22 protein-coding genes, 1 tRNA gene and 1 riboswitch are annotated in these 23,573 nt (G+C 61.8%); all 23 genes read right to left on the minus strand.

Translation table 11 applies throughout. The annotated features are described in order from the left end of the window. Position 1: 1 nt before the first annotated feature. The 23 genes from zntB to moaA all read right to left on the minus strand — a co-directional run bounded on the left by zntB (position 2) and on the right by moaA (position 23,406). The gene (zntB, locus tag LVD10_RS14485) at positions 2-1,003 is read right to left on the minus strand and encodes a zinc transporter ZntB (RefSeq protein WP_233006113.1); all 1,002 of its coding nucleotides are present in this window, start codon (positions 1,001-1,003) and stop codon (positions 2-4) included. Further along, the gene (locus LVD10_RS14490; protein ID WP_237064091.1) at positions 1,004-1,873 is read right to left on the minus strand and encodes a D-hexose-6-phosphate mutarotase; all 870 of its coding nucleotides are present in this window, start codon (positions 1,871-1,873) and stop codon (positions 1,004-1,006) included. It abuts the gene before it with no gap. Positions 1,874-1,943: 70 nt separating this feature from the next. Then, positions 1,944-2,354: a GFA family protein gene (locus LVD10_RS14495; protein ID WP_233006116.1), complete on the minus strand. Its 411-nt coding sequence runs from the start codon at positions 2,352-2,354 to the stop codon at positions 1,944-1,946. Next, positions 2,344-2,982, minus strand: a complete 639-nt coding sequence (locus LVD10_RS14500; RefSeq protein WP_237064092.1) for a hypothetical protein — start codon at positions 2,980-2,982, stop codon at positions 2,344-2,346. The genes LVD10_RS14495 and LVD10_RS14500 overlap by 11 nt, the downstream gene beginning before the upstream one ends. Before the next feature lie 138 nt (positions 2,983-3,120). Continuing rightward, positions 3,121-6,099 carry a TonB-dependent receptor gene (locus LVD10_RS14505; RefSeq protein WP_233006118.1) on the minus strand — a complete coding sequence of 993 codons (2,979 nt, stop codon included), beginning with the start codon at positions 6,097-6,099 and terminating at the stop codon, positions 3,121-3,123. Positions 6,100-6,902: 803 nt separating this feature from the next. After that, positions 6,903-9,020 (minus strand): polyribonucleotide nucleotidyltransferase, encoded by a 2,118-nt coding sequence (pnp, locus tag LVD10_RS14510; RefSeq protein ID WP_233006120.1) that lies wholly within the window; start codon positions 9,018-9,020, stop codon positions 6,903-6,905. A 262-nt stretch (positions 9,021-9,282) separates the two neighbouring features. After that, positions 9,283-9,552, minus strand: coding sequence for a 30S ribosomal protein S15 (rpsO, locus tag LVD10_RS14515; protein WP_233006121.1), 270 nt, complete (start codon positions 9,550-9,552; stop codon positions 9,283-9,285). 80 nt (positions 9,553-9,632) lie between these two features. Continuing rightward, entirely contained in the window at positions 9,633-10,574 is a 942-nt protein-coding gene (gene truB, locus LVD10_RS14520; RefSeq protein WP_233006123.1) for a tRNA pseudouridine(55) synthase TruB, read from the minus strand. Positions 10,575-10,576: 2 nt separating this feature from the next. Further along, positions 10,577-11,011, minus strand: coding sequence for a 30S ribosome-binding factor RbfA (rbfA, locus tag LVD10_RS14525; protein WP_233006125.1), 435 nt, complete (start codon positions 11,009-11,011; stop codon positions 10,577-10,579). 76 nt (positions 11,012-11,087) lie between these two features. Further along, positions 11,088-13,874 (minus strand): translation initiation factor IF-2, encoded by a 2,787-nt coding sequence (infB, locus tag LVD10_RS14530; protein ID WP_237064093.1) that lies wholly within the window; start codon positions 13,872-13,874, stop codon positions 11,088-11,090. A gap of 120 nt (positions 13,875-13,994) precedes the next feature. After that, positions 13,995-15,497, minus strand: a complete 1,503-nt coding sequence (nusA, locus tag LVD10_RS14535) for a transcription termination factor NusA (protein WP_233006127.1) — start codon at positions 15,495-15,497, stop codon at positions 13,995-13,997. Positions 15,498-15,554: 57 nt separating this feature from the next. Further along, the gene (rimP, locus tag LVD10_RS14540) at positions 15,555-16,019 is read right to left on the minus strand and encodes a ribosome maturation factor RimP (RefSeq protein ID WP_233006128.1); all 465 of its coding nucleotides are present in this window, start codon (positions 16,017-16,019) and stop codon (positions 15,555-15,557) included. 262 nt (positions 16,020-16,281) lie between these two features. After that, positions 16,282-16,358 (minus strand) — tRNA-Met (locus tag LVD10_RS14545). Positions 16,359-16,613: 255 nt separating this feature from the next. Continuing rightward, positions 16,614-17,378, minus strand: coding sequence for a HesA/MoeB/ThiF family protein (locus tag LVD10_RS14550; protein ID WP_233006129.1), 765 nt, complete (start codon positions 17,376-17,378; stop codon positions 16,614-16,616). Positions 17,379-17,430: 52 nt separating this feature from the next. Next, positions 17,431-18,567, minus strand: coding sequence for an ATP-binding cassette domain-containing protein (locus tag LVD10_RS14555; protein ID WP_237064094.1), 1,137 nt, complete (start codon positions 18,565-18,567; stop codon positions 17,431-17,433). Beyond that, complete coding sequence (gene modB / locus LVD10_RS14560) at positions 18,567-19,277, minus strand: molybdate ABC transporter permease subunit (protein ID WP_237064095.1); 711 nt, start codon at positions 19,275-19,277, stop codon at positions 18,567-18,569. Before modB ends, LVD10_RS14555 begins: the two co-directional genes overlap by 1 nt. Continuing rightward, the gene (modA, locus tag LVD10_RS14565; RefSeq protein ID WP_233006132.1) at positions 19,274-20,032 is read right to left on the minus strand and encodes a molybdate ABC transporter substrate-binding protein; all 759 of its coding nucleotides are present in this window, start codon (positions 20,030-20,032) and stop codon (positions 19,274-19,276) included. The genes modB and modA overlap by 4 nt, the downstream gene beginning before the upstream one ends. Further along, positions 20,023-20,490 (minus strand): molybdopterin synthase catalytic subunit MoaE, encoded by a 468-nt coding sequence (gene moaE, locus LVD10_RS14570; RefSeq protein WP_237064096.1) that lies wholly within the window; start codon positions 20,488-20,490, stop codon positions 20,023-20,025. Before moaE ends, modA begins: the two co-directional genes overlap by 10 nt. A gap of 1 nt (position 20,491) precedes the next feature. Then, complete coding sequence (gene moaD / locus LVD10_RS14575; RefSeq protein WP_233006134.1) at positions 20,492-20,737, minus strand: molybdopterin converting factor subunit 1; 246 nt, start codon at positions 20,735-20,737, stop codon at positions 20,492-20,494. A 4-nt stretch (positions 20,738-20,741) separates the two neighbouring features. Continuing rightward, positions 20,742-21,236, minus strand: a complete 495-nt coding sequence (gene moaC / locus LVD10_RS14580; RefSeq protein WP_233006135.1) for a cyclic pyranopterin monophosphate synthase MoaC — start codon at positions 21,234-21,236, stop codon at positions 20,742-20,744. A gap of 4 nt (positions 21,237-21,240) precedes the next feature. Further along, complete coding sequence (gene moaB / locus LVD10_RS14585) at positions 21,241-21,783, minus strand: molybdenum cofactor biosynthesis protein B (RefSeq protein WP_233006136.1); 543 nt, start codon at positions 21,781-21,783, stop codon at positions 21,241-21,243. Next, a complete protein-coding gene (gene mobA, locus LVD10_RS14590; RefSeq protein WP_237064097.1) occupies positions 21,761-22,426 on the minus strand; it encodes a molybdenum cofactor guanylyltransferase in 666 nt (221 codons plus the stop codon). The genes moaB and mobA overlap by 23 nt, the downstream gene beginning before the upstream one ends. 2 nt (positions 22,427-22,428) lie before the next feature. Further along, a complete protein-coding gene (moaA, locus tag LVD10_RS14595) occupies positions 22,429-23,406 on the minus strand; it encodes a GTP 3',8-cyclase MoaA (protein ID WP_233006138.1) in 978 nt (325 codons plus the stop codon). Further along, positions 23,395-23,533, minus strand: a riboswitch (molybdenum cofactor riboswitch). It overlaps the preceding gene by 12 nt. Positions 23,534-23,573: the final 40 nt, after the last annotated feature.

Here is a 23,573-nt window from a genome sequence, read left to right on the forward strand (position 1 = left end):
GCTACAACCAATTTTTCCAGCGAAAAATAACAAGCTGGACGATGACCGCCACAACCAGCAAACCGCTGAACAGGTAAAAGGCCCCCGGGTTTTCCGCCCCGGGGATACCTCCCACATTCACCCCCAGCAGACCGGTCAGGAACCCCAGGGGCAGGAAGATGGCGGCGACGACGGAAAGTACATACATGCGGCTGTTGAGCTGTTCGGAGATGCGGCTCATCAGCTCTTCCTGGGTAACCGCGGCGCGCTCGCGCACGGCATCGATATCCTCGATATGACGGAGCAGGCGGTCACTCACTTCTCGCAACTGCAGGCGACTGCCTTCCTGCATCCAGGGGGCTTTCTCCTGGACCAGCCTGGCGAGCGCTTCCCGCTGCGGCGCAAGATAACGACGCAGGGTGATGGTCTGCTTGCGCAGCCGGGCCAGGTCCACCCGCAGGGCCGCACTGCTGCCATCGAGCACCCGGTCTTCGAGGCTGTCGATGGTATCCTCAAAAGACTCCACCGTCGCGCCCATACGCCACACCAGCAGGTCCGCCAGCTCCACCAACAGGCTGGCACTGTCCCGTGGCCCCCGCCCATTGTGGATATGCTCCTGCAATTCGGTTACCGACAGCAGGCGCCGCTTGCGGGTGCTGATCACCCGGTGCTCTTCCACCCACAGCCGGATCGAGACCATGTCCTCCGGCTGCGATTCAGGGTTGAGGTTCACCCCGCGCAACGCAACCAGCAGACCGTCATCGATCGACGTGGTGCGTGGCCGGGTCTCCTCCGTCAGCAGGGCCTCGGCCACCAGTGAGGGCACGTCGTCCCGGCCCCGCAGCCATGAGGCAACGCCATCGTCGGTGTAATCCAGGTGCAGCCAAAGGCAGCCCTGCTCCGGAGTCCATTGCTCGACATCAGGCCAGGACAGCGCCCGGCCCCCGCCACGCCCGTCCAGTAACAGGGCATGCAGCAGGCCTGCCTGCTCCCGTTGCCCACTCCCTGCAGCCGCAGTAACCATTTACTCGCGCTCCAGTTCCAGCCAGGCGTTGCGGCGCTCACCCGGACCCAGTTGCCAACTGTCGGCAAAGGCATTGCCGTGCTCTACGCATACGAACCCGGCATAGTGCTCGCCCACATCTGCAAGCGTGGTTGCCAGCTCGGCGCCCGGGTTCCAGGTAATCACGGAACAACAATCACCACTGTGCGCCTGAATCGGTGCACGTGTCTCAATCCGCTGGGTATCGCCTGCGTGTTCGTAGACCCGGTCCACTTCGCCGGGAAAGCGGACCGCGCCTTCCTGCCGGGCCGGTTGCAGCCCGCGGGTATTGTCCAGGTAGCCGGTATCCTCCAGGCCGTGCACCCGGATATCGTGCACGTTATCCACCGGGAAATAGGTATGCCAGGCCCAGCTGAACCTGGCTGGCTCATCGGCGGAATTTTCCAGGTCCAGCGCCAATCGCAGTTTTTTGCCAAGCTGCAGGGTGACACGGCAATTAAAAGGCGTGAAATCCTCATCACCGGGGTGACAGTAGGTAAACACTAACTCGCGGATACCGCCCGGCAGCTCCCTGACAGCATCCAGCTCCCACGACCTGGTACGTGCCAGTCCGTGCTTGGGCCTGGCGGGATCCGGGTGAACGCCAAACCATGGCAGGCACAGGGGAATACCGCCCCGCACTGCCTTGCCCGGCTCAAATACCGCCGCGGGACTCAGCCACAACAGGGGCTCGTGACCCTTTGCCTGGAATTCGAGTAACTGCGCCCCCTGCAGGGCAACTACCGCCCGGCAGAGGTTGGTCTCCACCACCACCAACTCCAGCCCGGGCTTGCCATAGAGGACGCCACTGTCGGTATATGTGACGTTTCCGGTTTGTACCTGCTCACTCACAGCGGGTTTATCTCCTCTCAATCCTTCCGGGACTCGATAACCGTCCCGCTTGTCTTATCGATATGCAACTTCAGCCCTTGCTGAGATGAGCCAGCGCGCCGGCATTGCGCTCCCAGTTCCGGCCATCAAACGGCTCCACCTTTACCCCTTCGGGCAGTTGATCCAGGCAGCGCAGGTTGATGCTGTAACCGTCGGGGTTGGAGCGCGGGATGTAGAAAGACTTCACCCCACAGTGACGGCAGAAATAGTGCTTGGCCACACCGGAATTAAATGTGTAACAGGTGAGGTCGCCCTCTCCCTGCTGCAGGTCGAACGCCGAAGCGGGCACGATCAGGTGCTGGAAACCCACCATTTCACACATGGAGCAGTTACAGGCATGGGCGACCAGCGCCTCCCCCGGCCGGCGGGGTATACGCGCTTCAAAACGAACAGCGCCACAGTGGCAGCCACCCTGCAGTTCCCAGTGGGAGTTACCATCCATTCTCACCCTTCCTTTGCTCGAATAGCGGCCGTGCGCAGAGCAGCGTCAGTACCGCCAGCGCCAGCAGCAGGTGGAACCAATTGAGCCGTGGCATGCCCAGCAGCTCCACATGGCTGGTGCCCACCAACAGACTGGCGACCACAACCAGCACCGGGCCACAGGCCAACAGGCACGCGGGTAGTGTCGACAGCCCCCCTCGCAGGCGACCGATTATTGCGGTGGCAAACCAGGCCCCCAGCCCCAGCATACTGAGAAGCCGACCTGCCGGGCCGGCGTCGGTCATCAGTAACACCGCGACCGCTGTCGCCACGGTCAGCACCACGTAGGCCGGAGGCCGGCTGCGATTGCCGAGATCGGGCTTCAGGGCGACCCATATGAGTGCCAGTCCGGAAAGCAGGAAGGTCAGCTGCCCGGAGAGACCGGACAGGATCCGGTGCAGTCCGTTGACACCGGGATCAATGGTGTAGCGATAGGCGCCAACCAGCGCAGCCATCGCCAGCAGCGACATTCCCGCTACCACCAGCAGGGACGGCGACAGGCAACGATCCCGCGCGATATACCAGTACTGGCTGGCAACCAGCAGTGCAGCCAGCGCCAGCAGGACTTCCAGCAGCCAGAAACTTACCAAGGGGTCGCTCTCCCGTTATTGTTTATTGGGATTCTAACGGACTGGGACGGGGATTGCTCTGGGGCAAATAAAAATGCCCCGGCGAGCCGGGGCATTGGAGAGGTACATTCCCGCTAAGAGAAGCAGGACGAACGTCGCTTAAAAGTCCATGCCGATTGAGAGCTGCAGACGACGCGGATCATAGTAGCTACGCGGTTCGCCAAAGGCGAAGTAGCCTACCTCGGGATCGATATTGTAACCAGTCTGGCGATTAAACACGTTGAACAGGTCTGCACGGAACTTCAGCGTGTAATCTGCATACACATTGAAATTCTGGGTGTAGTTCAGGTCCATTTGCCAGTGGCTATCAGTACGGCGGCTACCTGCCGGTTCGGCATAGCGGTTAGTGGCGCTAGAATAACCATAGACGCTGCCATCCCAGGCTTCCCAGGGTTCGCCAGACTGGTACACAAAATAGGCACCGACATTGGCCTTCCAATCCAGGGTGTACTGGCCAAAGAACTTCAGCAGGTTTGGCTTGTCACCACGAAGTGTACCGTCCTTGTTATCCCAGACCTGGCGACCAGCACCATCCGCGAGATACGAAGAGCCAATAAAGGTATTGGCATCGTTGGTCCAGGTGGTGTTGTCCTGGTCGAAGTTGCCACGATAACGGCTGCGGGTGTAGGAGGCGTTCAGGTAAGTGCGCTCCCCCATCCAGGAGGCTTCGAGACTGAACTCCAGGTACTTCGTATAAGCATCATCCAGTTCGGCGATCACGTAACTCGAGCCGCTACCGATCTGCTCGAGTTTCTCATCGAGATCGGGGATGTAGAGGCCTTTTGCAGCGATGTCATCCGGCACACAGGTCTGGTTGTCTTCGGGACCGTAGCAACCATAAGTACGCGAGCCATTCCACGTATCTTCCCAGAAATGCGAGCCTTCACGGTAACGTAGATGCGAACGCAGGCTGATGCCATTGTCGAACTCTTTGGTTGTGCCGAGTGTCAGTTCGTCAACCCTGCGGGGATCCAGGTCATCTGCAAACAACTTGCCAGATGAACCTTCTCGAGGTGTGGAGCTGATGTAATTGCCGTTTTCATCCCAGTAAACCTCCACTGTGGCGCGGCTGTTACGATCCCATGACGCGGCACGGGCAAGGGAGGAGGCTGCCGGGTTGTACTGGGCGAAACTGGCGAAAACCGTATCGACACCGTTGTAGGCCCAGGTAACCCCGAGGCGCGGCTGGATCATATCTTTCCAGTCGACCTTGTACATTTCGTATTTGTTGCCCGGTGCGGCCTCGTAGCCCGAAATGGTGTTGGCCTCACGCAGCCCCTGGCCATACAGGGTGTCCTGGCTGATCAGGAAGCCCACATCGAAGGTGAAATCCCCCCAGGCAATCGAGTCGTTAACTTCGAAGTTCTGGGTCTCTGTGAAGGAGTCGATGGGTGGCACTCTTCCACCATCCTCACCGATGAAGCTCATCTGCTCGGTATAAGCACGGAAACGCGCATTATCCGGGGCATTAACATCCTCTGCTCCATCTATGACACTAATAGAACCCCAGCCATTAGACAGGCGAGCCAGCTCCTCGTGACCTTCCGACCACTGGTAGCCAACATGGATCTCGTGAGAAGTGGAGCCAATCTCAAGGCTATGGTCCAGTGCGATTTCAAAGCTTTCACGATAGAAGTTTTGCACATTGGACTGATAGTAAGCACCGACACCGCCACCGCCGACACGAGTACCGTTTTCGTCATAACCGTATTGGTTAATATAGGGTGCTACGGCAGCATTCCAGGCATCATCGTTATCGCGAAAATCGGGCACATTGAAATAGCCCAATTGATCCAGACTGGCAGCATCGAGCATCTGCCCAATCGCAGGTTGTACACCCAGTCGGGTATCCGGCACACCCGCAGTTTCAAGCGCGTAGTCGCTGTACTGGAAGCTGAGCGTGGTCGCGTCGTTGATAATCCATGAGCCGTCAAGAGAGAGAATGTCCTGGCCGGACTCCTCCCCTACCGATACCGAATCTGCCTCATCGAAGGAAATAGAAGCGCCTTCATTAACCCGGTCTGAAGTACGGTATGCCGCGTTGAGCAGCACATCCTCAATCGGTGCCCATGTCAGCTTGCCGTAATACTCATCACGCTCACTGGAGTAATCCTTGGTCGGTCCGTAGGCTGTTTCTTTATTGTCCCGGGATTCGCGCGGGCCATAGTAGGAACCATAGAAAAACAGCTGATCCTCGATAATGGGACCACCTACATTTGCAGTCATCCAGCTGTAGTCGGTCTCGGCCTTGGTGCCCTCTTCCGTCTTTTCGCGCATATCGGCTGTCTGGAACTTGTATTCCACACTACCTTTGTACTCGTTAGTACCGGACTTGGTTTTGGTGTTGACGGTAATACCACCAGACCGGTTGAAACCTATCGCTCGCGCGCCGCCTCGCTCAACAGACAGTTGCTCAACATCCTGGCTGGAAGGCTCCGCCGACAGGGTGCCGAACATCGGCAATGTTACGTTCACACCATCAAAATTGTAGACATTGTCCTGACCACTGCCGCCGGCGCTGGGACCGCGAACAGAGTTCTGGGTGTACTGTACACCGGGGGCCAGCTTTATCAGGTCTCTCAAGTCCTGGCCGACGGGCAACCCCTTGATCACATCCGCCCCAATGGCATCAGACAGCGAGGAGTTGCCACCGACAGTAATTGCCTCACCGGTGACCACCACCTGTTCAAGGTCCCCTTCTACCTGGGGCGTCAGGCTCATGTCCACCATCGTCATCTGGTCAAGCAACACCTCTGCTTGCACAGTGCGCGTTGTCCCGTCTGCAGAAGTGAAGGTCAGCTGGTAGATACCGGGAATCAGCATGGGTAGCCGAAACTCACCATCCTCGTCAGTGGTTGCAGTCCGGCCGCGCGGCATTACGCTACTAGTGGCCTTGACGGTAACCCCTTGGGCCTCAATACCTTCATCGAGGAATACCTGGCCCTCAATACTGCCAACCTGCTGTGCCATCGCAGTTGCTGAGAACATAACCCCCGCAGTGACAGCGGCGGCACGCGCGAAGTTGGAAGCGCCTTTCAGCGATTCCAGTGTGCTACTGAGTTTTTTCTTGTGGAACATGAGTGAGTCTCCCAGACTGTTTTATCTTTATTTCCTGGAACGGTCTTCCGCCCTGATAATCCGCGCCGCCTTCCCCGGGGTGCCTCCCCGGATTACAGTCAGCGCGATCATCCCGCCTGCGTATCACAACCCCACTCGCAGATCGGGAACGACTAAATACTTTATGTACGCCCAATTAAAGTCGAGGAATATCTTATTCCTAGGTGCATTCTGCGGATTTTTTTAATGAATCGCGACAGAAAAATGATAAAAAATTCAAAAAAATATTCTTGAAGTATCTTAATGGCAGGTAAGACAGTCAATTATTCCGGGTTTATTCCTGCCGAAGGGGGAACCTTTAACTTGAAGTACCCAGGAAATTTCGCAGTTGCCAGCCGGCCTCCCCGCAGGGCCAGGTAAGAACTTTCATTTTTGGTGTGTACGATCGTACAAGAATTGGTGAGGGAGACTTTGTAGATACGGGACAGGAAGGATCCGGCGTGTCCCGCAACCACCGACAGGACAGCGCCCCGGGCGATCACAAGGATCGCCCCTACATCAGGGCACGGGATATAGGAACCAGTAGGGGCGGATCTTGTATCCGCCCAATCCCACGCACAGGGAACCGGCAGCCCGGGCGATCACAAGGATCGCCCCTGCACCAGGGCACGGGGTTAGCAACCAGTAGGGGCGGATCTTGTATCCGCCCTTCCCTGGTTGTTGCTGCAGCGTCGGGCACAAATAAAAAAACCCGGCCATGGCCGGGTTTTTTCGTTCGAAGGCGGGCGGCCAGGGCCGCACCACTCAACGTACAGGGCTATACATCAGCCCTCTTCGGAGGCAGAACCTTCCGCTTCGGCACGGTCCGCGTTCGCTTCCTTGATGGACAGCTTGATGCGGCCACGCTGGTCCACGTCCAGCACCTTGACGAATACCTTCTGGCCTTCGCTCAGGTAGTCCGTGACCGCATTGACGCGCTCTTCGGCGATCTGGGAGATGTGCACCAGACCGTCCTTGCCCGGCAGGAAGTTGACGAAAGCGCCAAAGTCCACGATACGCACCACGGTACCCTCGTAGATAGCGCCGATCTCGGCTTCCGCGGTGATTTCCTCGATGCGGGTAACTGCCGCTTCCAGGCTCTCGCCATCCTCACCGAACACCTTCACGGAGCCGTCGTCCTCGATATCGATGGAGGCACCGGTTTCCTCGGTAATAGAACGGATGGTGGCGCCGCCCTTGCCGATCACGTCGCGGATCTTGTCCGGATGGATCTTCAGGGTCGCGTAGCGCGGTGCGTTCTCGTTCACGGTGGCACGGGATTCGCCGATCACCTTGTTCATTTCCGCGAGGATGTGCAGGCGCGCGTGCAGGGCCTGCTCCAGGGCGGTTTCCATGATCTCTTCGGTGATGCCCTCGATCTTGATGTCCATCTGCAGGGCGGTCACGCCGGAAGCAGTACCGGCCACCTTGAAGTCCATGTCGCCGAGGTGGTCCTCGTCACCGAGGATATCAGTCAGTACTGCGTAACCCTCGTCTTCCTTCACCAGGCCCATCGCGATACCGGCTACCGGCGCCTTCAGCGGCACACCTGCGTCCATCAGTGCCAGGCTGGAGCCACACACGGAGGCCATGGAGCTGGAACCGTTGGATTCAGTAATCTCGGAAACCACACGCAGGGTGTAGGGGAACTCTTCCGGGTTCGGCAGTACTGCAGCAATGCCGCGGCGCGCCAGGCGGCCATGGCCAATCTCGCGACGGCCGGTAGCGCCGACACGACCCGCTTCACCCACTGAGTAGGGCGGGAAGTTGTAGTGCAGCATGAAGTAGTCTTTACGCTCGCCTTCCAGCGCATCAATGATCTGCGCATCACGGGTCGCACCCAGGGTGGAAACCACCAGGGCCTGGGTTTCACCGCGGGTGAACAGCGCGGAACCGTGACCTTTCGGCAGGACGCCTACTTCGACGCTGATCGGGCGCACAGTCTTGGTGTCGCGACCGTCGATACGGGGCTCACCGCGTACAACAGCGCCACGGACAATCTGCTTCTCGAGCTTGCCGAAGTACTTCTTCACCGTGCCCTCGTCCACCTCTTCGGTAGCCAGGGCCTCAGCGGCTTCGTTGCGCAGCTCACCCAGGCGGGTGGTACGGGCCTGCTTGTCAGTAATCTTGTAAGCTTCCGCCACCTTGTCGCCGAACTGGCTTTCCAGGGTGGACTTGAGCTCTTCGTTGACGGCTTCTGGCTGCCAGTCCCACTCGGGCTTGCCAGCTTCGGCCTTCAGTTCCTCGCAGACCTTGATGATGGACTGCATCTCCTGGTGGGCGTACAGCACGGCGCCCAGCATGATGTCTTCCGGCAGCTCTTTGGCCTCGGACTCCACCATCAGCACGGCGTCCTTGGTGCCGGCAACCACCATGTCCAGCTCGGAGGTGGCCAGGGCCTTGTAGCCCGGGTTCAGCAGGTAGCCGTCTTCCTGGGTGTAACCCACGCGCGCAGCGCCAATCGGGCCACCGAAGGGGATGCCGGAGACGGACAGGGCTGCGGAGGTGCCGATCATGCCGGCGATATCCGGGTCCACATCCTTCTCGGCGGACAGTACGGTGATCATCACCTGGACTTCATTCATGAAGCCGTTCGGGAACAGCGGGCGGATCGGGCGGTCGATCAGGCGGGAAGTGAGGGTCTCTTTCTCGGACGGGCGGCCTTCGCGCTTGAAGAAGCCACCGGGAATCTTGCCGGCCGCATAGGCCTTTTCCTGGTAGTGCACGGACAGCGGGAAGAAAGCCTGGTCCGGCTTGGCTTCCTTGGCGCCTACCACGGTACACAGCACCACGGTCTCGCCCATGGTGACCAGCGCCGCACCGGTAGCCTGGCGCGCAACGCGGCCGGTCTCGATGGTGACCTGGTGTTGTCCGTACTGGAATGTCTTGCTTACTGGATTCACGTTTTTTTCCTATTTCCTGTCGGTTACTGGCCCATTCCAGTAACCCCTACATGTGGCTCGAATAATGCCAACGAGCCTCGGACAGTGCGGCACAAGATGTACCGCGACCGGCGGGGAGCCGGTCGTAAAAGCGCCGGGAGACCCGACCATCCATACTTCCAGGCCTAGTTTCCCGACGCGACTGCCGGAAAGTGGCATGAATCCCACTTTCCAACAAGTATCTGAAAAAAGAAAGCCCGCCGGGGGCGGGCATTCCAGGGTCTTAGCGACGCAGGCCGAGCTTGGCGATCAGCTGTGCGTAACGGTTCAGATCCTTCTTCTTCAGGTAGTCCAGCAGCTTGCGGCGCTGGTTTACCATGCGGATCAGGCCACGACGGGAGTGGTGATCCTGCTTGTGCTCAGAAAAGTGAGACTGAAGCTTGTTGATGTTGGCGGTCAGCAGGGCCACCTGGACTTCCGGGGAACCGGTATCGCCTTCGGATTGGCCGTGCTCTTTCAGGATTGCGGTTTTTTCTTCGGCTGACAGTGCCATAACGAAATACCTCGTCGTAATATGCTTTGATGATCCGGCTGGCCCGTGCATATTTACAGACCAGCTAGTCGGTTTTGTGGCTAATTGCCACTTACCAGTCGACGCGGTGCCACGCACCCGTCGTCGGTAATCTCTCCAACGCCCAGAAATTCGCCAGTTTCCAGGAAGAGGCGCACCATATCACCTTCTTGGCCGATACGGTAGACCTGCAGGTCCATGACGGGTTGTCCCTGGCGCACATAGTAGCCGGTGCTTTCCGGCAGGGTCAGTTTCGGCAGTCCCGAGGCGGGTGCATCCACCGGTAACAGGTGGTGGTCCAGCTCTTCGGCGCGACCCTCACCCCGCTCTTCGGTCAGCTCATCCAGGGTCAGGGCATCGGCCTCATCGAAGGGGCCCGCGGCGCTGCGGTGCAGCTTCTCCACGTATGCCCCCACACCCAGGGCCTCGCCCAGGTCCTCCGCCAGGCTGCGCACGTAAGTGCCCTTGGAACAATGGATCTCCACTTCGGCGCGGGGCTGGGGGCCGGGAGTAAAGGCCAGCAGCTCGTACTCGAAAATCTCGACCTCGCGCGCCTCGCGCTCCACCTCCAGGCCCTGGCGGGCCAGCTTGTAGAGTGGCTGGCCCTTGTGCTTGAGGGCGGAGTACATGGACGGCACTTGCTGGATACGGCCACGGAACTGGGCCATCGCCTCCCGCACATCCGCCTCTTGCAGGCCGGAGGCGTCCGCGGTGGCAATCACATCACCATCCGCATCGCCGCTGGCCGTTCGCATCCCGAACACGAAGGTGCTCCGATAGCGCTTGTCGGCATCCAGCAGGTACTGGGAGAACTTGGTGGCTTCGCCAAAACACACCGGCAGCACGCCGGTGGCGAGCGGGTCCAGCGCACCGGTATGCCCGGCACGGTTGGCGAAAAACAGTCGCTTGGCTTTCTGGAGGGCGTCGTTGGCGGTGATTCCGGCAGGCTTGTTCAGCAGCAGGACGCCGCTAACCGCACGGCCCCATTTTGGTCTGCGGCCCATGGTTACTCTTTGTCGTCGCCCTTGTTGTCACCCCGGTCACCGCTGTCGTCGTTACCGGCATCGTCCGGATGATGACTGCGATCGGACTTTACCGCCTTTTCGATCAGTGCGGACAGTTCCTGGCCGCGAACCGACGTTTCGTCATAGCGGAACTGCAGGCGGGGGATAGTGCGCATCTGGATGGCACGCGCCAGCTGGCTGCGCAGGAATCCGGCAGCCTTGTTCAGGACCTGCATCGAGGTATTGATCTTGCTGCGGTCATCCTCACCGACAAAGGTGACATAGACCTTTGCGGATGCCAGGTCCCGGCTGACCTCAACGTCATTGACATTGACCATGCCCAGGCGTGGGTCGCGCACTTCACGCTGGATCAACTGCGCCAGCTCGCGGCGCATGGCGTCAGCGACTCGGTCGGCGCGGTAAAATTCTCTTGCCATTGGTTACCTGTAAGAGTGGCTGGCATAACACGCCATCCCGGCAGCGGGCCGGGATGGCGCTATGGAGTGGTCCCGGTTACAGCTCGCGGGCGACCTTGACGATGTCGAAGACCTCGATCTGGTCCCCGGACTTGACGTCATTGTAGTCTTTCACGCCAATACCGCACTCCATCCCGTTGCGCACTTCCTGGACGTCGTCCTTGAAGCGGCGCAGGGACTCCAGCTCGCCCTGGTAAATCACCACGTTGTCACGCAGGACGCGGATCGGCTTGTTGCGGTATACGGTACCCTCGGTGACCATACAGCCGGCGATGGCGCCGAACTTGGGCGACCGGAAGACATCGCGCACCTCGGCGATACCCACGATTTCCTCGCGCACTTCCGGCTCCAGCATACCCGACAGGGCCTGCTTGACCTCGTCCAGCAGATTGTAGATCACGCTGTAGTAGCGGATTTCCACGCTCTCGGCCTCGGCCAGCTTGCGGGCCGCAACATCGGCACGGGTGTTAAAGCCGATGACGATTGCACCGGAGGTCAGGGCCAGGTTGATGTCGTTTTCTGCGATACCACCCACGCCACTGGACACTACGTTAACCGAGACTTCCTCGTTACCGATGTCCGCCAGCGCCGACAGGATAGCTTCCAGCGAGCCGCGCACGTCGGCCTTGATGACTACCGGCAGGACCTTCCTTTCACCGGCTTCCATATCGGCAAACATGTTTTCCAGCTTGGCCGCCTGCTGGCGCTGCATACGCTCACGACGCTCCTTCTCGGAACGCTGCTCGGCCACTTCACGGGCCTTGCGCTCGTCGGTAACCACCATGAACTCGTCACCGGCATTGGGCGTGGTGTCGAGACCCAGCAGTTCCACCGGAGTGGACGGACCAGCCTCGGTTACGCTCTTGCCCAGCTCGTTGGTCATGGCACGCACACGGCCATAACTCTGGCCGGCGAGAACAATATCGCCGCGCTTGAGCTCGCCGCTCTGTACCAGCAGGGTAGCAACCACACCGCGGCCCTTTTCCAGGCGCGATTCGATGACAACACCGCGTGCGGGCACGCCCACTTCGGCTTTCAGTTCCAGCATTTCTGCCTGAAGGGATACTGCTTCCAGCAGGTCGTCGATGCCCTGGCCGGTATGGGCGGATACTTCGATAAACTGCGTGTCGCCGCCCCAGTCCTCGGGGATAACCTCTTTCGCTGCCAGCTCGTTCTTGACGCGATCCGGATCCGCACCTTCCTTGTCGCACTTGTTGATGGCGACAACCAGCGGCACACCGGCCGCCTTGGCGTGCTGGATGGCCTCCTCGGTCTGCGGCATGACACCGTCATCCGCTGCCACCACCAGGATTACAACGTCAGTAGCCTGGGCACCGCGGGCGCGCATGGCGGTAAATGCGGCGTGGCCAGGGGTGTCGAGGAAGGCGACTTCGCCCTGGCTGGTCTGCACCCGGTAGGCACCGATATGCTGGGTGATACCACCGGCTTCACCGGAGGCCACCTTGGTCTTGCGGATGTAGTCCAGCAGCGAGGTCTTGCCGTGGTCCACGTGGCCCATCACGGTGACGACAGGGGCGCGGGAGACCTGTTCACCCTCGGCCTTCTCGACTTCAGCCACCAGGCTTTCCTCGAGCTCGTTCTCGGAACGCAGTACCACCTTGTGGCCGAGGTCCTCGACGATCAGGGTGGCGGTCTCGCGATCCAGGCTCTGGTTGATGGTGACCATCTCGCCCATTTTCATCAGGCGCTTGATGAGTTCGCCGGCCTTCATGTTCAACTGCTTGGCCAGTTCGCCGACGGTGATGGTTTCACCTAACTGTACTTCGTACACCTGTTTTCCCGTGGGCTTCTTGAACCCATGTGTGTTCTTGATCTTGAGCGTCGGGCGGGACAGGGAGCGCGTGCTGCGCTTCTCGCTTTCCGAATCCTCAAACGCTTCCAGTGCCTGCTCGTAGAGCGCGGTCTTGCTGGACTTCTTCGGGCCACCCTTGGCACCGCGACGACCGCGGCGCTTGCGCGGCTCGTCTTCCTCTTTCTCGGTGACGGTGGGGGTCGCCTCCAGCTTGCGACGCAGGGACGGCTTGACCGTTTCGGCCTTGGCCTTGCGCTCGCGCTCCTGCTTTTCCTGCTCGGCGCGCTGGCGCTCCTCCTCGAGGCGGGCCTTCTTCTCTTCCAGCTCCTGGGCCTTGAGTGCATCTGCCTCTTTGCGGCGCTCCATCGCGGCGATACGCATCGCTTCGATGTCGTCAACGTAAGTCGAGCGTGCCGGCGCGGGCTTGGCTTCCTCTGCTGGCTGGGGCTTTTCCTCGGCGGGCTCCGCTGCCTGCTCGGGCTCGGCCTCGGAAGCCGGTGCTTCTGCCTCTTGCTCCGGCGCAGCGGCCTCGGCTGCCTCCTGCTCGGCCGCTGCAGCTGCAGCCGCCGCCTCGGCTTCGACACGGGCCTTCTCGGCTTCCGCCTCGGCCTGCTCGGCGCGCACGCGTTCCTGCTCGGCCTGTTCCGCCAGTGCTTTCTCCAGCTCTGCCCGCTGCTCCTCGCGCTCCGCTTCCGCGGCCTGCTCGGCCTCGGGGCGCTTCACGTAGGTACGCTTCTTGCGCACTTCCACATTCACGGTCTTGCGGCCGGTGCCAGAGCCGGTTTTGAGCGTGGTGGTGGTCTTGCGCTTGAGGGTGATTTTGCGTGGCGCAGAAGTCTTCTGCTCCCCGTGACTGCTTTTCAGGAAGTTGAGCAGGACCTGTTTTTCCTCATCCGACACTACAGCATCGGCAGAGGTCTGGGGCAAACCCGCATCCTTCATCTGCTTCAGCAGACGTTCCTCGGTGGCACCAACCGATTTGGCGAGTTCGCTAACTGTTACTTCGGCCATTCTCTCTCCTAAAATTCGCTTGTCGGAGGGGTTTTATCTGGATTACCCGCAATTGTTACATGACAGCATTCCATAGGGCCCGCCAAGCGGACCCGGCTATTCTACTACCGTCGGGCTTCGTTACGCCTGCTCGCCGCTGTCGTCGGCAAACCAGGGCTCACGAGCCTTCATGATCAGGGCGGCAGCGCGCTCCTGGTCGACACCCTCAAAATCCAGCAGGTCATCCACAGCCTGTTCGGCCAGGTCTTCCATGCTGGCGATGCCGTTGCTCGCCATCTGGTAAGCCAACTGGCGGTCCATGCCATCCATGTTGAGCAGGTCTTCCTGCGGCTCGGCCGCATCCAGCTGCTCTTCGGAGGCCAGCGCCTGGGTCAGCAGCGCATCCTTGGCTCGGGCGCGCAGTTCCTCGGCGATTTCCTCGTCGAAGCCCTCGATACCCAGCATCTCCTCAATGGGTACATAGGCGACTTCCTCGAGGGTGGTGAAACCTTCTTCCACCAGTACACCGGCAACGTCTTCGTCGATATCCAGGCGCTCCATGAAGGTTTCCATGATACTGCCGGACTCGGCTTCCTGCTTCGCCTGCCACTCCTCAACGCTCATCACGTTGATCTGCCACTCGGTCAGCTCGGAGGCCAGCCGCACGTTCTGGCCGCTGCGGCCAATCGCCATGGCGAGGTTTTCCTCGGCCACCGCCACGTCCATGGAGCCGGCGTCCTCATCCACCACGATGGACTCGATCTCGGCAGGGGCCATGGCATTGATAACAAACTGGGCCGGGTTGTCGTCCCACAGGACGATATCCACGCGCTCTCCAGAGAGCTCGTTGGAAACCGCCTGTACGCGCGCACCGCGCATACCCACACAAGCGCCCACCGGGTCGATGCGACCGTCATTGGTGTTGACCGCGATTTTGGCGCGCAGGCCAGGGTCGCGGGCAGCGCCCTTGATTTCGATTACCTCCTCGGCGATTTCCGGCACTTCGATGCGGAACAGCTCGATCAGCATCTCCGGGCAGGAGCGGCTCAGCATCAGCTGCGGCCCGCGAGCTTCCGGCTGGATCTCCAACAGGATTGCGCGCACCCGGTCGCCCAGGCGGAAGATCTCACGACCCACCAGCTGGTCACGCGGCAGGCGGGCCTCCGCATTGTTGCCCAGGTCCACGGCGATAAAGTCCCGGGTCACCTTCTTCACGGTGCCGCTCACCAGGTCACCAACGCGATCGCGGTACTCTTCCACAACCTTGGCGCGCTCGGCTTCCCGCACTTTCTGCACGATTACCTGCTTGGCAGTCTGCGCGGCAATACGGCCAAACTCGACGTTCTCTACCTGTTCGCGGTAGACATCCCCGGCCTTCAGTTCCGGGTCTTTCTCATGTGCTTCTTCCAGGGTGAACTGGGTTCCCAGCTCAGCCAGGGTATCGTCATCCACGACTTCCCAGCTGCGGAAAGTCTCATAGTCGCCGGTCCTGCGATCGATGGCCACCTCAATGGTGGAGTCTTCGTCGTAGCGTTTTTTGGTGGCAGTTGCCAGGGCCACTTCAATCGCCTGGAAAATAATATCCCGGTCGACGCCCTTTTCGTTGGAAACCGCCTCGGCTACCAGCAAGATCTCTTTGTTCATGCAGCTGTGCCTCTAAATCGCCTGTGCGCAGGCGCCTACTAGAAAATGACTGAAAAGTTACTTGGTAAACTGGGGAACGATGTTGGCCCGCTCGATACTGTCGATCGGCAGCAGGTATTCGTTCTCGCCGTCGATACGCAACACCACTTCCTCGCCCTCGACACCGGCGAGCAGGCCGCGCCACTTGCGCTGGCCTTCCAGCGGCATACGCAGACGCACTTCAATCTGGTGGCCAACGAAACGTTCATACTGGTCCAGGCGGTAAAGCGGTCGATCCATTCCCGGCGAAGAAACCTCGAGGGTGTACTTGCCGCTGATGGGATCCTCCACATCCAGCACCGCACTGGCCTGGCGGCTGACCTTTTCACAGTCCTCCACCGCGATCCCGTCTTCGGAATCGATATAAATGCGCAACAATGCGTTGCGGCCATGGGTCTGGTACTCGATACCCCAGAGTTCGCAGCCCAGCGAGGCCACTACCGGACCCAGGAGTTCTTCCAGCTGTTCGCGCTTGGTCGCCATTCTATTCACCACACTCTTCGGCTAGCCGCCGGTCCCGGTTACCTGTGCGGTATCGGGTGGCCGGCCAGGCCGCCATAAAGCTGGAGCACACCGACGTACCCCACAAACAAAAAATGGGCTGGGAAGCCCGCCCCACGGTCCGAATGACAAACCGCGGCGCCTACTTCCGGCCCATTCGGAAACCGTATCTCGCAGATACGAAAAAGCCCCTGACCGGGGCTTCAAACGCGAAACGCCGGGTTGCGACCCAACGTTTCAAATTTGGTAGCGGGGGCAGGATTTGAACCTACGACCTTCGGGTTATGAGCCCGACGAGCTACCAGGCTGCTCCACCCCGCATCAACTCCGAGAAGCGAAGCCTGGTGCTCTCCGCTCCCCTGCGGCCAGTTGCCTAACCGCTCAAGAGGCTGCGCATTCTATGGGGACGGGGCCGCGGCGTCAACCCGTCCATGGCATTTAATTTCACCTTCCCCGGCGCATCCCGATTCCTATTATAGAACCAAATCGATAGAAGCAAATCCGGCCGGGGTTTCACCACTTCCACAGGCCCCATTGGTGCCCCATCGCTGCCCCCGGGCGCAGCGGGTGGGCACGTCATGCGCCTGCGGTCGCGCGCGCCTCACACGTACTGCAGCGTCGCGCGCCAAGGCCCAGGCTGCGCCATTCGAGGTATTCAGCCTCAAACACCTGCAGGGAATCCAGGCTGCCGAGGGGCAGGCCTACCAGCAACTTGATGGCCTCCAGCGCCTGGGCGCTGCCAACCACCCCCAGTGCCGGCCCAATCACGCCACTGGTCTCGCAATTGGCCAGCGGCGCGCGTTCCGCCTCTGGAAAGAGGCACGCATAACATGGTGAACCCTCCCGGCGAAAATCAAAACTCACCAGTTGGCCCGAGAATCCCTGCACCGAGGCCATGATGGCCGGTACCCCCAGCGCCCGACAGGCACGGTTGATACTGTGGCGGATTTCCATGTTATCAGTGCAGTCCAGCACCAGGTCGAAGGCAGGCAGGTGACCTGTGAGCCACCCCTCGTCCGCCATCACCGAGTGTGGGTGGATCCGGATTGCCGGGTTGGCGGCCTGCAGCTGCTGCGCGGCAACCAGCACTTTCGGCTTGTACAGGTGGTTGGCTTTGTAGAGTACCTGGCGCTGCAGGTTGGACAGCTCCACCTCGTCGCCATCCACCAGGTGCAGCTCGCCGACGCCCGCGGTGGCCAGGTACAGCGCCGCGGGACAACCGAGCCCGCCCATGCCCACAACCATGACCCTGGCCCCGGCCAGCTTTTCCTGCGCAGCCTCCCCCATCTGCGGCAGCATTATCTGGCGGCTGTAGCGGATACGTTCTTTATGACTGAGCATGTTTCACCAATCGATAAAATCACCGCCTGAAGACTCGGCGGCGATGCTGTTATCAGAGGCCGGTCAGGCTGCCGGCCTTGAACTGCGCAAAGTAGCGCCTGCCCACCTCCAGTTGCAGGCGCTCCCGCGACAGGCGCGAGATATCAGCGCAGAATGCCTGGCCGCAGGCTCCGAGTTCCAGGCGCACGCGCCCGTCCGCAACCGGCACCATGGCCAGCAACTCGGCCGGGAGGCAATTCAGGATACTGGAAAGGCCGGGGCGCTCGAGGCTCAGGCTGACATCTCCGGAACCGAGCAGGAAAGGGACGATATCCCCGGGCCGGTGGCACCCCACTACATTGTCCGCATAGAGCAGGACATCGCCGAGGGACAGGGTCAGCAGGCCCGCCTCGCAGGACTCGACCCGCGCCTCCAGGCGACTACAGCAGGAGTGTTCCGCGCTTTCGCCGGACGCCTGGAACCCGATCAACTCCCGGACGGCGACGGGTCCACGCAGTGCGGCCTCCTCCATCCACAGGCAGTGGCTGGCAAGCAGCTGGATTTCATTGAAATCGTGACTGGTCCAGATCACCAGTGCCGGGTTTCTGGCCCAGAAAGCTCTCAGCGCCGGGATCAGGCCACGGAGTACCTGTGACCGATCCACCGCGGACAGGGGCTCGTCGTAGAGCTGCACTGCAGCATTACTGAATAGCTGGCGTAAAAGTGCCACCCGCTGGGCCTCACCGCCAGAGAGCTGCTCAACCGGCTGCCCCAGTAACGGTGCGATCCCGAATGCCTCGATCAACCCCGCCCGCTCCTCGTGTGCCAGTCGACGGCGACTGTAGCGATGGGCCAGGGCCAGGTTGTCGGCAACGGTCTGCCCGGCAAACAGGCGTACATCCTGGAAGCCAAGCACCAGGTCGCGTTGGTGGGCAGCAAGTCCCCAGGTGCCTTCCTGCCAGCACATGCCGGCAAAGCTCACCCGGCCCGAACAGGCGCGCTGTCCGGCAAGCGCGGCCAGCAGGGTGCTCTTGCCGCTACCGGACGGACCGCTGAAGCCGAAGGTTCCCCTGGCCGGAAGGGCGAGCTGCCAGGGCGTCGTGGTATTCAGTGAGGTAACCAGCCCCTCGACGGCCAGCCCCCGCGTGCCGGTTTTCTCGCCGTACCCATGACGCGCCGCCGGACGCAGGAATGACAGTGCCAGATCCATCAGCCCAGCGCCCCCATTACAGGAACGTCCCGGTCTTTCACTACCGCGCTGCGCCCCAGCCAGCGGGCGACCAGTAACAGTGCCGTGGTGACCACTACCAGCAGGAGCGCCAGGCGGTGGGCCGCACCGTATTCCATCGCCTCCACATGCTGGTAGAGTGCAACCGATACTACCTGGGTCTCACCCGGAATGGCCCCGCCGATCATCAGCACCACGCCAAATTCCCCCAGGGTATGGGCAAAGGTCAGGGCGCAGGCGCTGATGATTGCCGGGCGGCTGGCCGGCAACAGCACCCGCAGCAATGCCGCCAGCGGCGGCATGCCGAGAGCCGCGGCGGCAGAGGTCAGCCGCCCGCCGTGCTGGCTGAAGGACACGAGTAGCGGCTGCACCATAAATGGCAGGGAGTAGATCACCGACGCTATCACCAGGCCGGTGAAGGAGAACACCAGCGGCTGTCCCAGCGCTTCCGCCAGCCAGCTTCCCGGCGCATAGTTCGGCGAAAGCACCAGCAGCAGGTAGAAGCCCAGTACTGTAGGCGGCAATACCAGCGGCAGGGTGATGATCACCTCCACCGCGTGGCGCCAGCGACTCTGCCAGTGACTCAGTTTCCACGCCAGCGGTACACCAATAACCAGTAACAGCGCTGTGGTTACTGCAGCGAGGCGCAGGGTCAGCCACAGCGCGCCCAGGTCGGCAATATCAAGATTCATAAGCCCTTCCCCGCCCCGGGGCCATAACCCAGGGCCACCAGTCGCTGGCGGGTGTCATCACTGGCCAGGAAGTCTGCCAGGGCCTCTGCCATTGAGGGACTACGAGCGTGCCTGAGCACCACCAGCTGCTGTTCAATCGGCTCATAAAGATCCTGCGGTATCAGCCAGACATTATTACGGCCGGCCGCGGTCATCTGGCTCGCGGCGACAAAGCCGAGTCGGGCGTGCCCGGATTCGAGCAGCATGAAAGCATGGCCGGCATTGTGGGCCCGCGCCAGCCGCGCGCCACCGGCCTCCCACAGCCCCAGCGACTGCAGCACCTGCCTGGCAGCGACCCCGAAGGGCGCCACCTCGGGATCGGCCAGCACCAGGGTATCCCGCCAGCGCCGCAGCAGCGCCTCCGATCCCCCCCCGGTATCCGGGAGCCACAGCGCCAGCAGGCCCCGCGCATAGGTGCGGCGGCTGCCCGGCACAATCCTGCCCTGCCGCTCCAGCAAGCCGGGGCGTTGCCGGTCGGCGGAAAGGAAGAGGTCAAACGGCGCGCCGTGCAGGGCCTGCTGGTAAAGCGCCCCGGAACTGCCGCTGGTCAGCACGACACGACAGCGGGTGGCGGCCTCGAATTCCGGCAACAGCGTTTCCAGGGCGGGACGGAAACTCGCGGCCACCGCCACCTTCAGCCGGCAGTCGTCGGCCCCGGCCGGGAGCGCGAGCGCGAGCAGCGCCCCCAGCACGGCCAGCGCACGTATCAGCCCCACTTTTCCAGCTCCGCCTGGTCACTGGCCCGGGCCTCGACCCAGCGCTCTTCCTCAGCACCGCAGGCCCGCCGAACGGTTTCGCGCTTCCAGAACGGCGCCTCGGTCTTGAGCCGGTCCATGATGTACTGGCAAGCCGCGAACGCCGCCTGGCGGTGGGGGCTGGTGACCCCGACAAAGACGATTTCGTCATTCACCTGCATGGGACCTACCCGGTGGACCAGGTTAACCCGCCCCAGGGGCCAGCGCCCGCGTGCATCTGCGACGATAGCCCGCAGGCTTTTCTCCGTCATGCCGGGGTAATGCTCCAGGGCCAGGCCGCCGACCGCACTGCCGGCATTGAAATCCCGCACCGAGCCGACAAACATCGCGCAGGCGCCATCGGCCGTATTCGCCTGCTGCAGGGCCGCGTATTCGGCGGCCACATCGAGGGGGGCCTCGCGTACATCGATGCGGTCCATATCAGCCTCCGGTCACCGGGGGAAAGAAGGCCACCTCGTCACCGGCGGCGACGGCTGCGTCGCTGTCTGCCAGTTCCTGGTTCACCGCCACCCGGATAGCATCGTCATCCAGGTGTTCCCGCCACTGGGGATACTTCTCGCAGAGGACTGCGCACAGCGAGCGCACAGTGCCGGAAAAGTCCTCGAGCCGCAGTTCACCCATACCGAGCTGCTGCCGAAGTCGCGCGAAGAACAGAACCTTGATCATGTCGTTACTCCTGCATGCCTGCATCAGCGAGCTGCCAGTGGCCCCGCTTGCCGCCGGTTTTCTCTGCCAGCCGGGTGGGCCCGATGACCATCGCCGGATCCACCGCCTTGCACATGTCGTATATCGTCAGCGCCGCCACCGAGGCCGAGGTCAGCGCTTCCATTTCGACACCCGTACGCCCGGCCAGTCGGCAAAATGCGGAGATGTCTACCCGATGATCCTCCGGGCACAACTCGAACTCCACGGCCACCTTGGTCAGCGCCAGCGGATGGCACAGAGGAATCAGGTCCGCGGTGCGCTTGGCTGCCTGGATGCCGGCGATGCGCGCCACCGCCAGCACGTCCCCCTTGCGGTGGGCGCCCTCGCTCAACAGTGCAAATGCGTCCGCACTCATGGTTACGCTGCTTTGCGCCCGCGCACTGCGGTCGGTGATCTCCTTGGCCGTGACATCGACCATGCTGGCCTCGCCGCGCTCGTTCAGGTGGGTCAGGTGGCTCATGGCATTATCCCCGGGTCGCACAGTTCTGGCGCTGGAAATCCACGTGCGGCACGAAGTTGCACGGCCGGTGACGCGCGTCCAGCTGCTGCTCCAGTATGCCCTCCCAGGCGGTGCGGCAGGCGCCGGTGGAACCCGGCATGCAGCACACCAGGGTACGGTTGGCGAGCCCCGCCAGGGCCCGCGACTGGACCGTCGAGCTGCCGATATCCCCCAGGGAGATATGCCGGAACAGCTCGCCGAAACCGTCCACCGTTTTGTCGAACAGGGGCTGCAGTGCCTCCGGCGTGGAATCCCGCTCGGTGAAGCCGGTACCGCCAGTCACCAGGACCACCTGCACCTGCGGATCGGCGATCCACGCGGAAACCACCGCGCGCAGCTGGTAGACGTCATCCGGGATTATCCGCCGGTCGGCCAGCTGGTGACCGGCCCCCTGCAGAACCTCGCGCAGGTAACCGCCGGAGGTATCGGTCTCTTCGGTGCGGGTGTCCGAAACGGTCAGCACCGCGATATTGAGCGGGATGAATTCAGTGGAAGCGTGTCCGGCCATTGTTCAGTACTCTCTCGGAAAATTGGTATCGGGAATTTCTTTTCGGGCACCCGACTTCAGCCACTGGATGCACGAACCGGGCGCTGCCCGGCAGTGCGCTACCTGGCAGGGCGTAGTAGTCCGCCGGCGTATTGACGTTGTGGCACCAGTCGCCCGCGCCCGGCAGGGAAAGAGCCCCCAGGTGCCGCAGCAGCGCACCCACGGCATTGGGCGCATCCCCTTCCACCGCGCGCTGCAGGTAGGCCCGGCACCCGGTGTCCAGCGGCAGCCACAGCGGGAAGAAATAGTCGCCGAAGTAGCTGGCGCGGCCGCTCTCGACGCCGGCATGCAGCAAACGGGCTAGCGCTCCTGCCGGGAGCAGCGGCATGTCGACGGGGATCACCAGCGCCGCTGGCGCTTTGGTGGCACTGGCAACAGCGTGCAGTCCCCCCAGCGGTCCCCGGCCGGGGACCAGGTCGGGGACACCGCCGGGCCGGGCACCACTTACAACCACCTGGGCCAGGGGCAGCTCACGCAGCAGCGCACAGGCGTGGTCGAGGAAGGTGCGGTTACCGGCAGTGGGCAGCAGGGCCTTGTCCCGCCCCATGCGGCTGGAGCGCCCGCCCGCCAGCACCACGCCGATGCTCTGTTGTGTAGTTGCCATGTTCATCCCCCCAGCATTGCCAGGTTGCGGGTGGCGCCGGTCAGTCCGCGCTGCAGCTCGTGACCCGCGCTCTTGCCGCCAATCAGTTCACGGATATGGTCGGCCAGGGCCTCCGCATCGCCGGCGGCGATCTCCCGGCGCAGGTCGAAGCCCGCGTCGGCGAACAGGCACAGGTGCAGCTTGCCCTGCGCAGACATGCGCAGCCGGTTGCAGCTCGCGCAGAAATCACTGCTATAGGGGGTGATCAGGCCGACACGGCCGGCGTAATCCGGGTGGTAATACTCCCGGGCCGGACCCGCATCCCGAGCGCGCACCACCTGCTGCCAACCGTCCTGTACAAGTCGGGACTCAATATCTGTGCCAGAGACATGGTTGCTGGCAAAGAACTCACGGTTGTCGCCGGTGCGCATCAGTTCGATAAAGCGCAGGGTCACCGGCATCTGCCGGACCCAGTCCAGGAACTGGTCGAAACCGGCGAGGTTGTGCTGACGCAGGAGGACGGCATTGACCTTGGTCTGGATACCCAGCTCCAGGGCGCGGTCGATCCCGGCCAGGGCCTTCTCGAGGCGGTCGTGACCGGTAATCCGCTGGAATTGCGCGGGATCCAGGCTGTCCACGCTCACGTTCAACTGGTCGAGCCCGGCCGCATGCCAACCGTCTATCTGGGATGGCAGGCGATAGCCATTGGTGGTGATTGCCACGCGACGGATGCCATCGCAGTCATGCACTGCCGCAATGAGTGAGTCGAGGTCGCGGCGCAGGGAGGGCTCGCCGCCGGTGAGGCGCACCTTTTCGGTACCGAGCGAGGCAAAGGCGCGGACGACGGTGTCAACTTCCGCCACGGAGAGGGGGTTTTCACCCTCGAGCGATCGCCCACAGCCAATCCCGTCGGGCAGGCAGTAATTGCAGCGGAAGTTGCAGATGTCGGTCACGGACAGGCGCAGGTAATAAAACCGGCGGCCATAGCTATCTTGTAACATTAAACGCCTTTCCAAAGTCGGGAGGCCACCCGGTTTCCCGTGTGACCCTGGTGGCCTTTCCGGCCACGGTCCCGGCACCTTGCGGCTGAGGCCGTGTAGGCAGCGGGACTCGGTGTTTAAACTGTTGCCAGTGTACCAGCGCGACAGGTTTCTGCTTGGGGCAAAGG

The organism is Microbulbifer zhoushanensis, assembly GCF_021729055.1.
GTDB classification, from domain to species: Bacteria; Pseudomonadota; Gammaproteobacteria; order Pseudomonadales; family Cellvibrionaceae; genus Microbulbifer; species Microbulbifer zhoushanensis.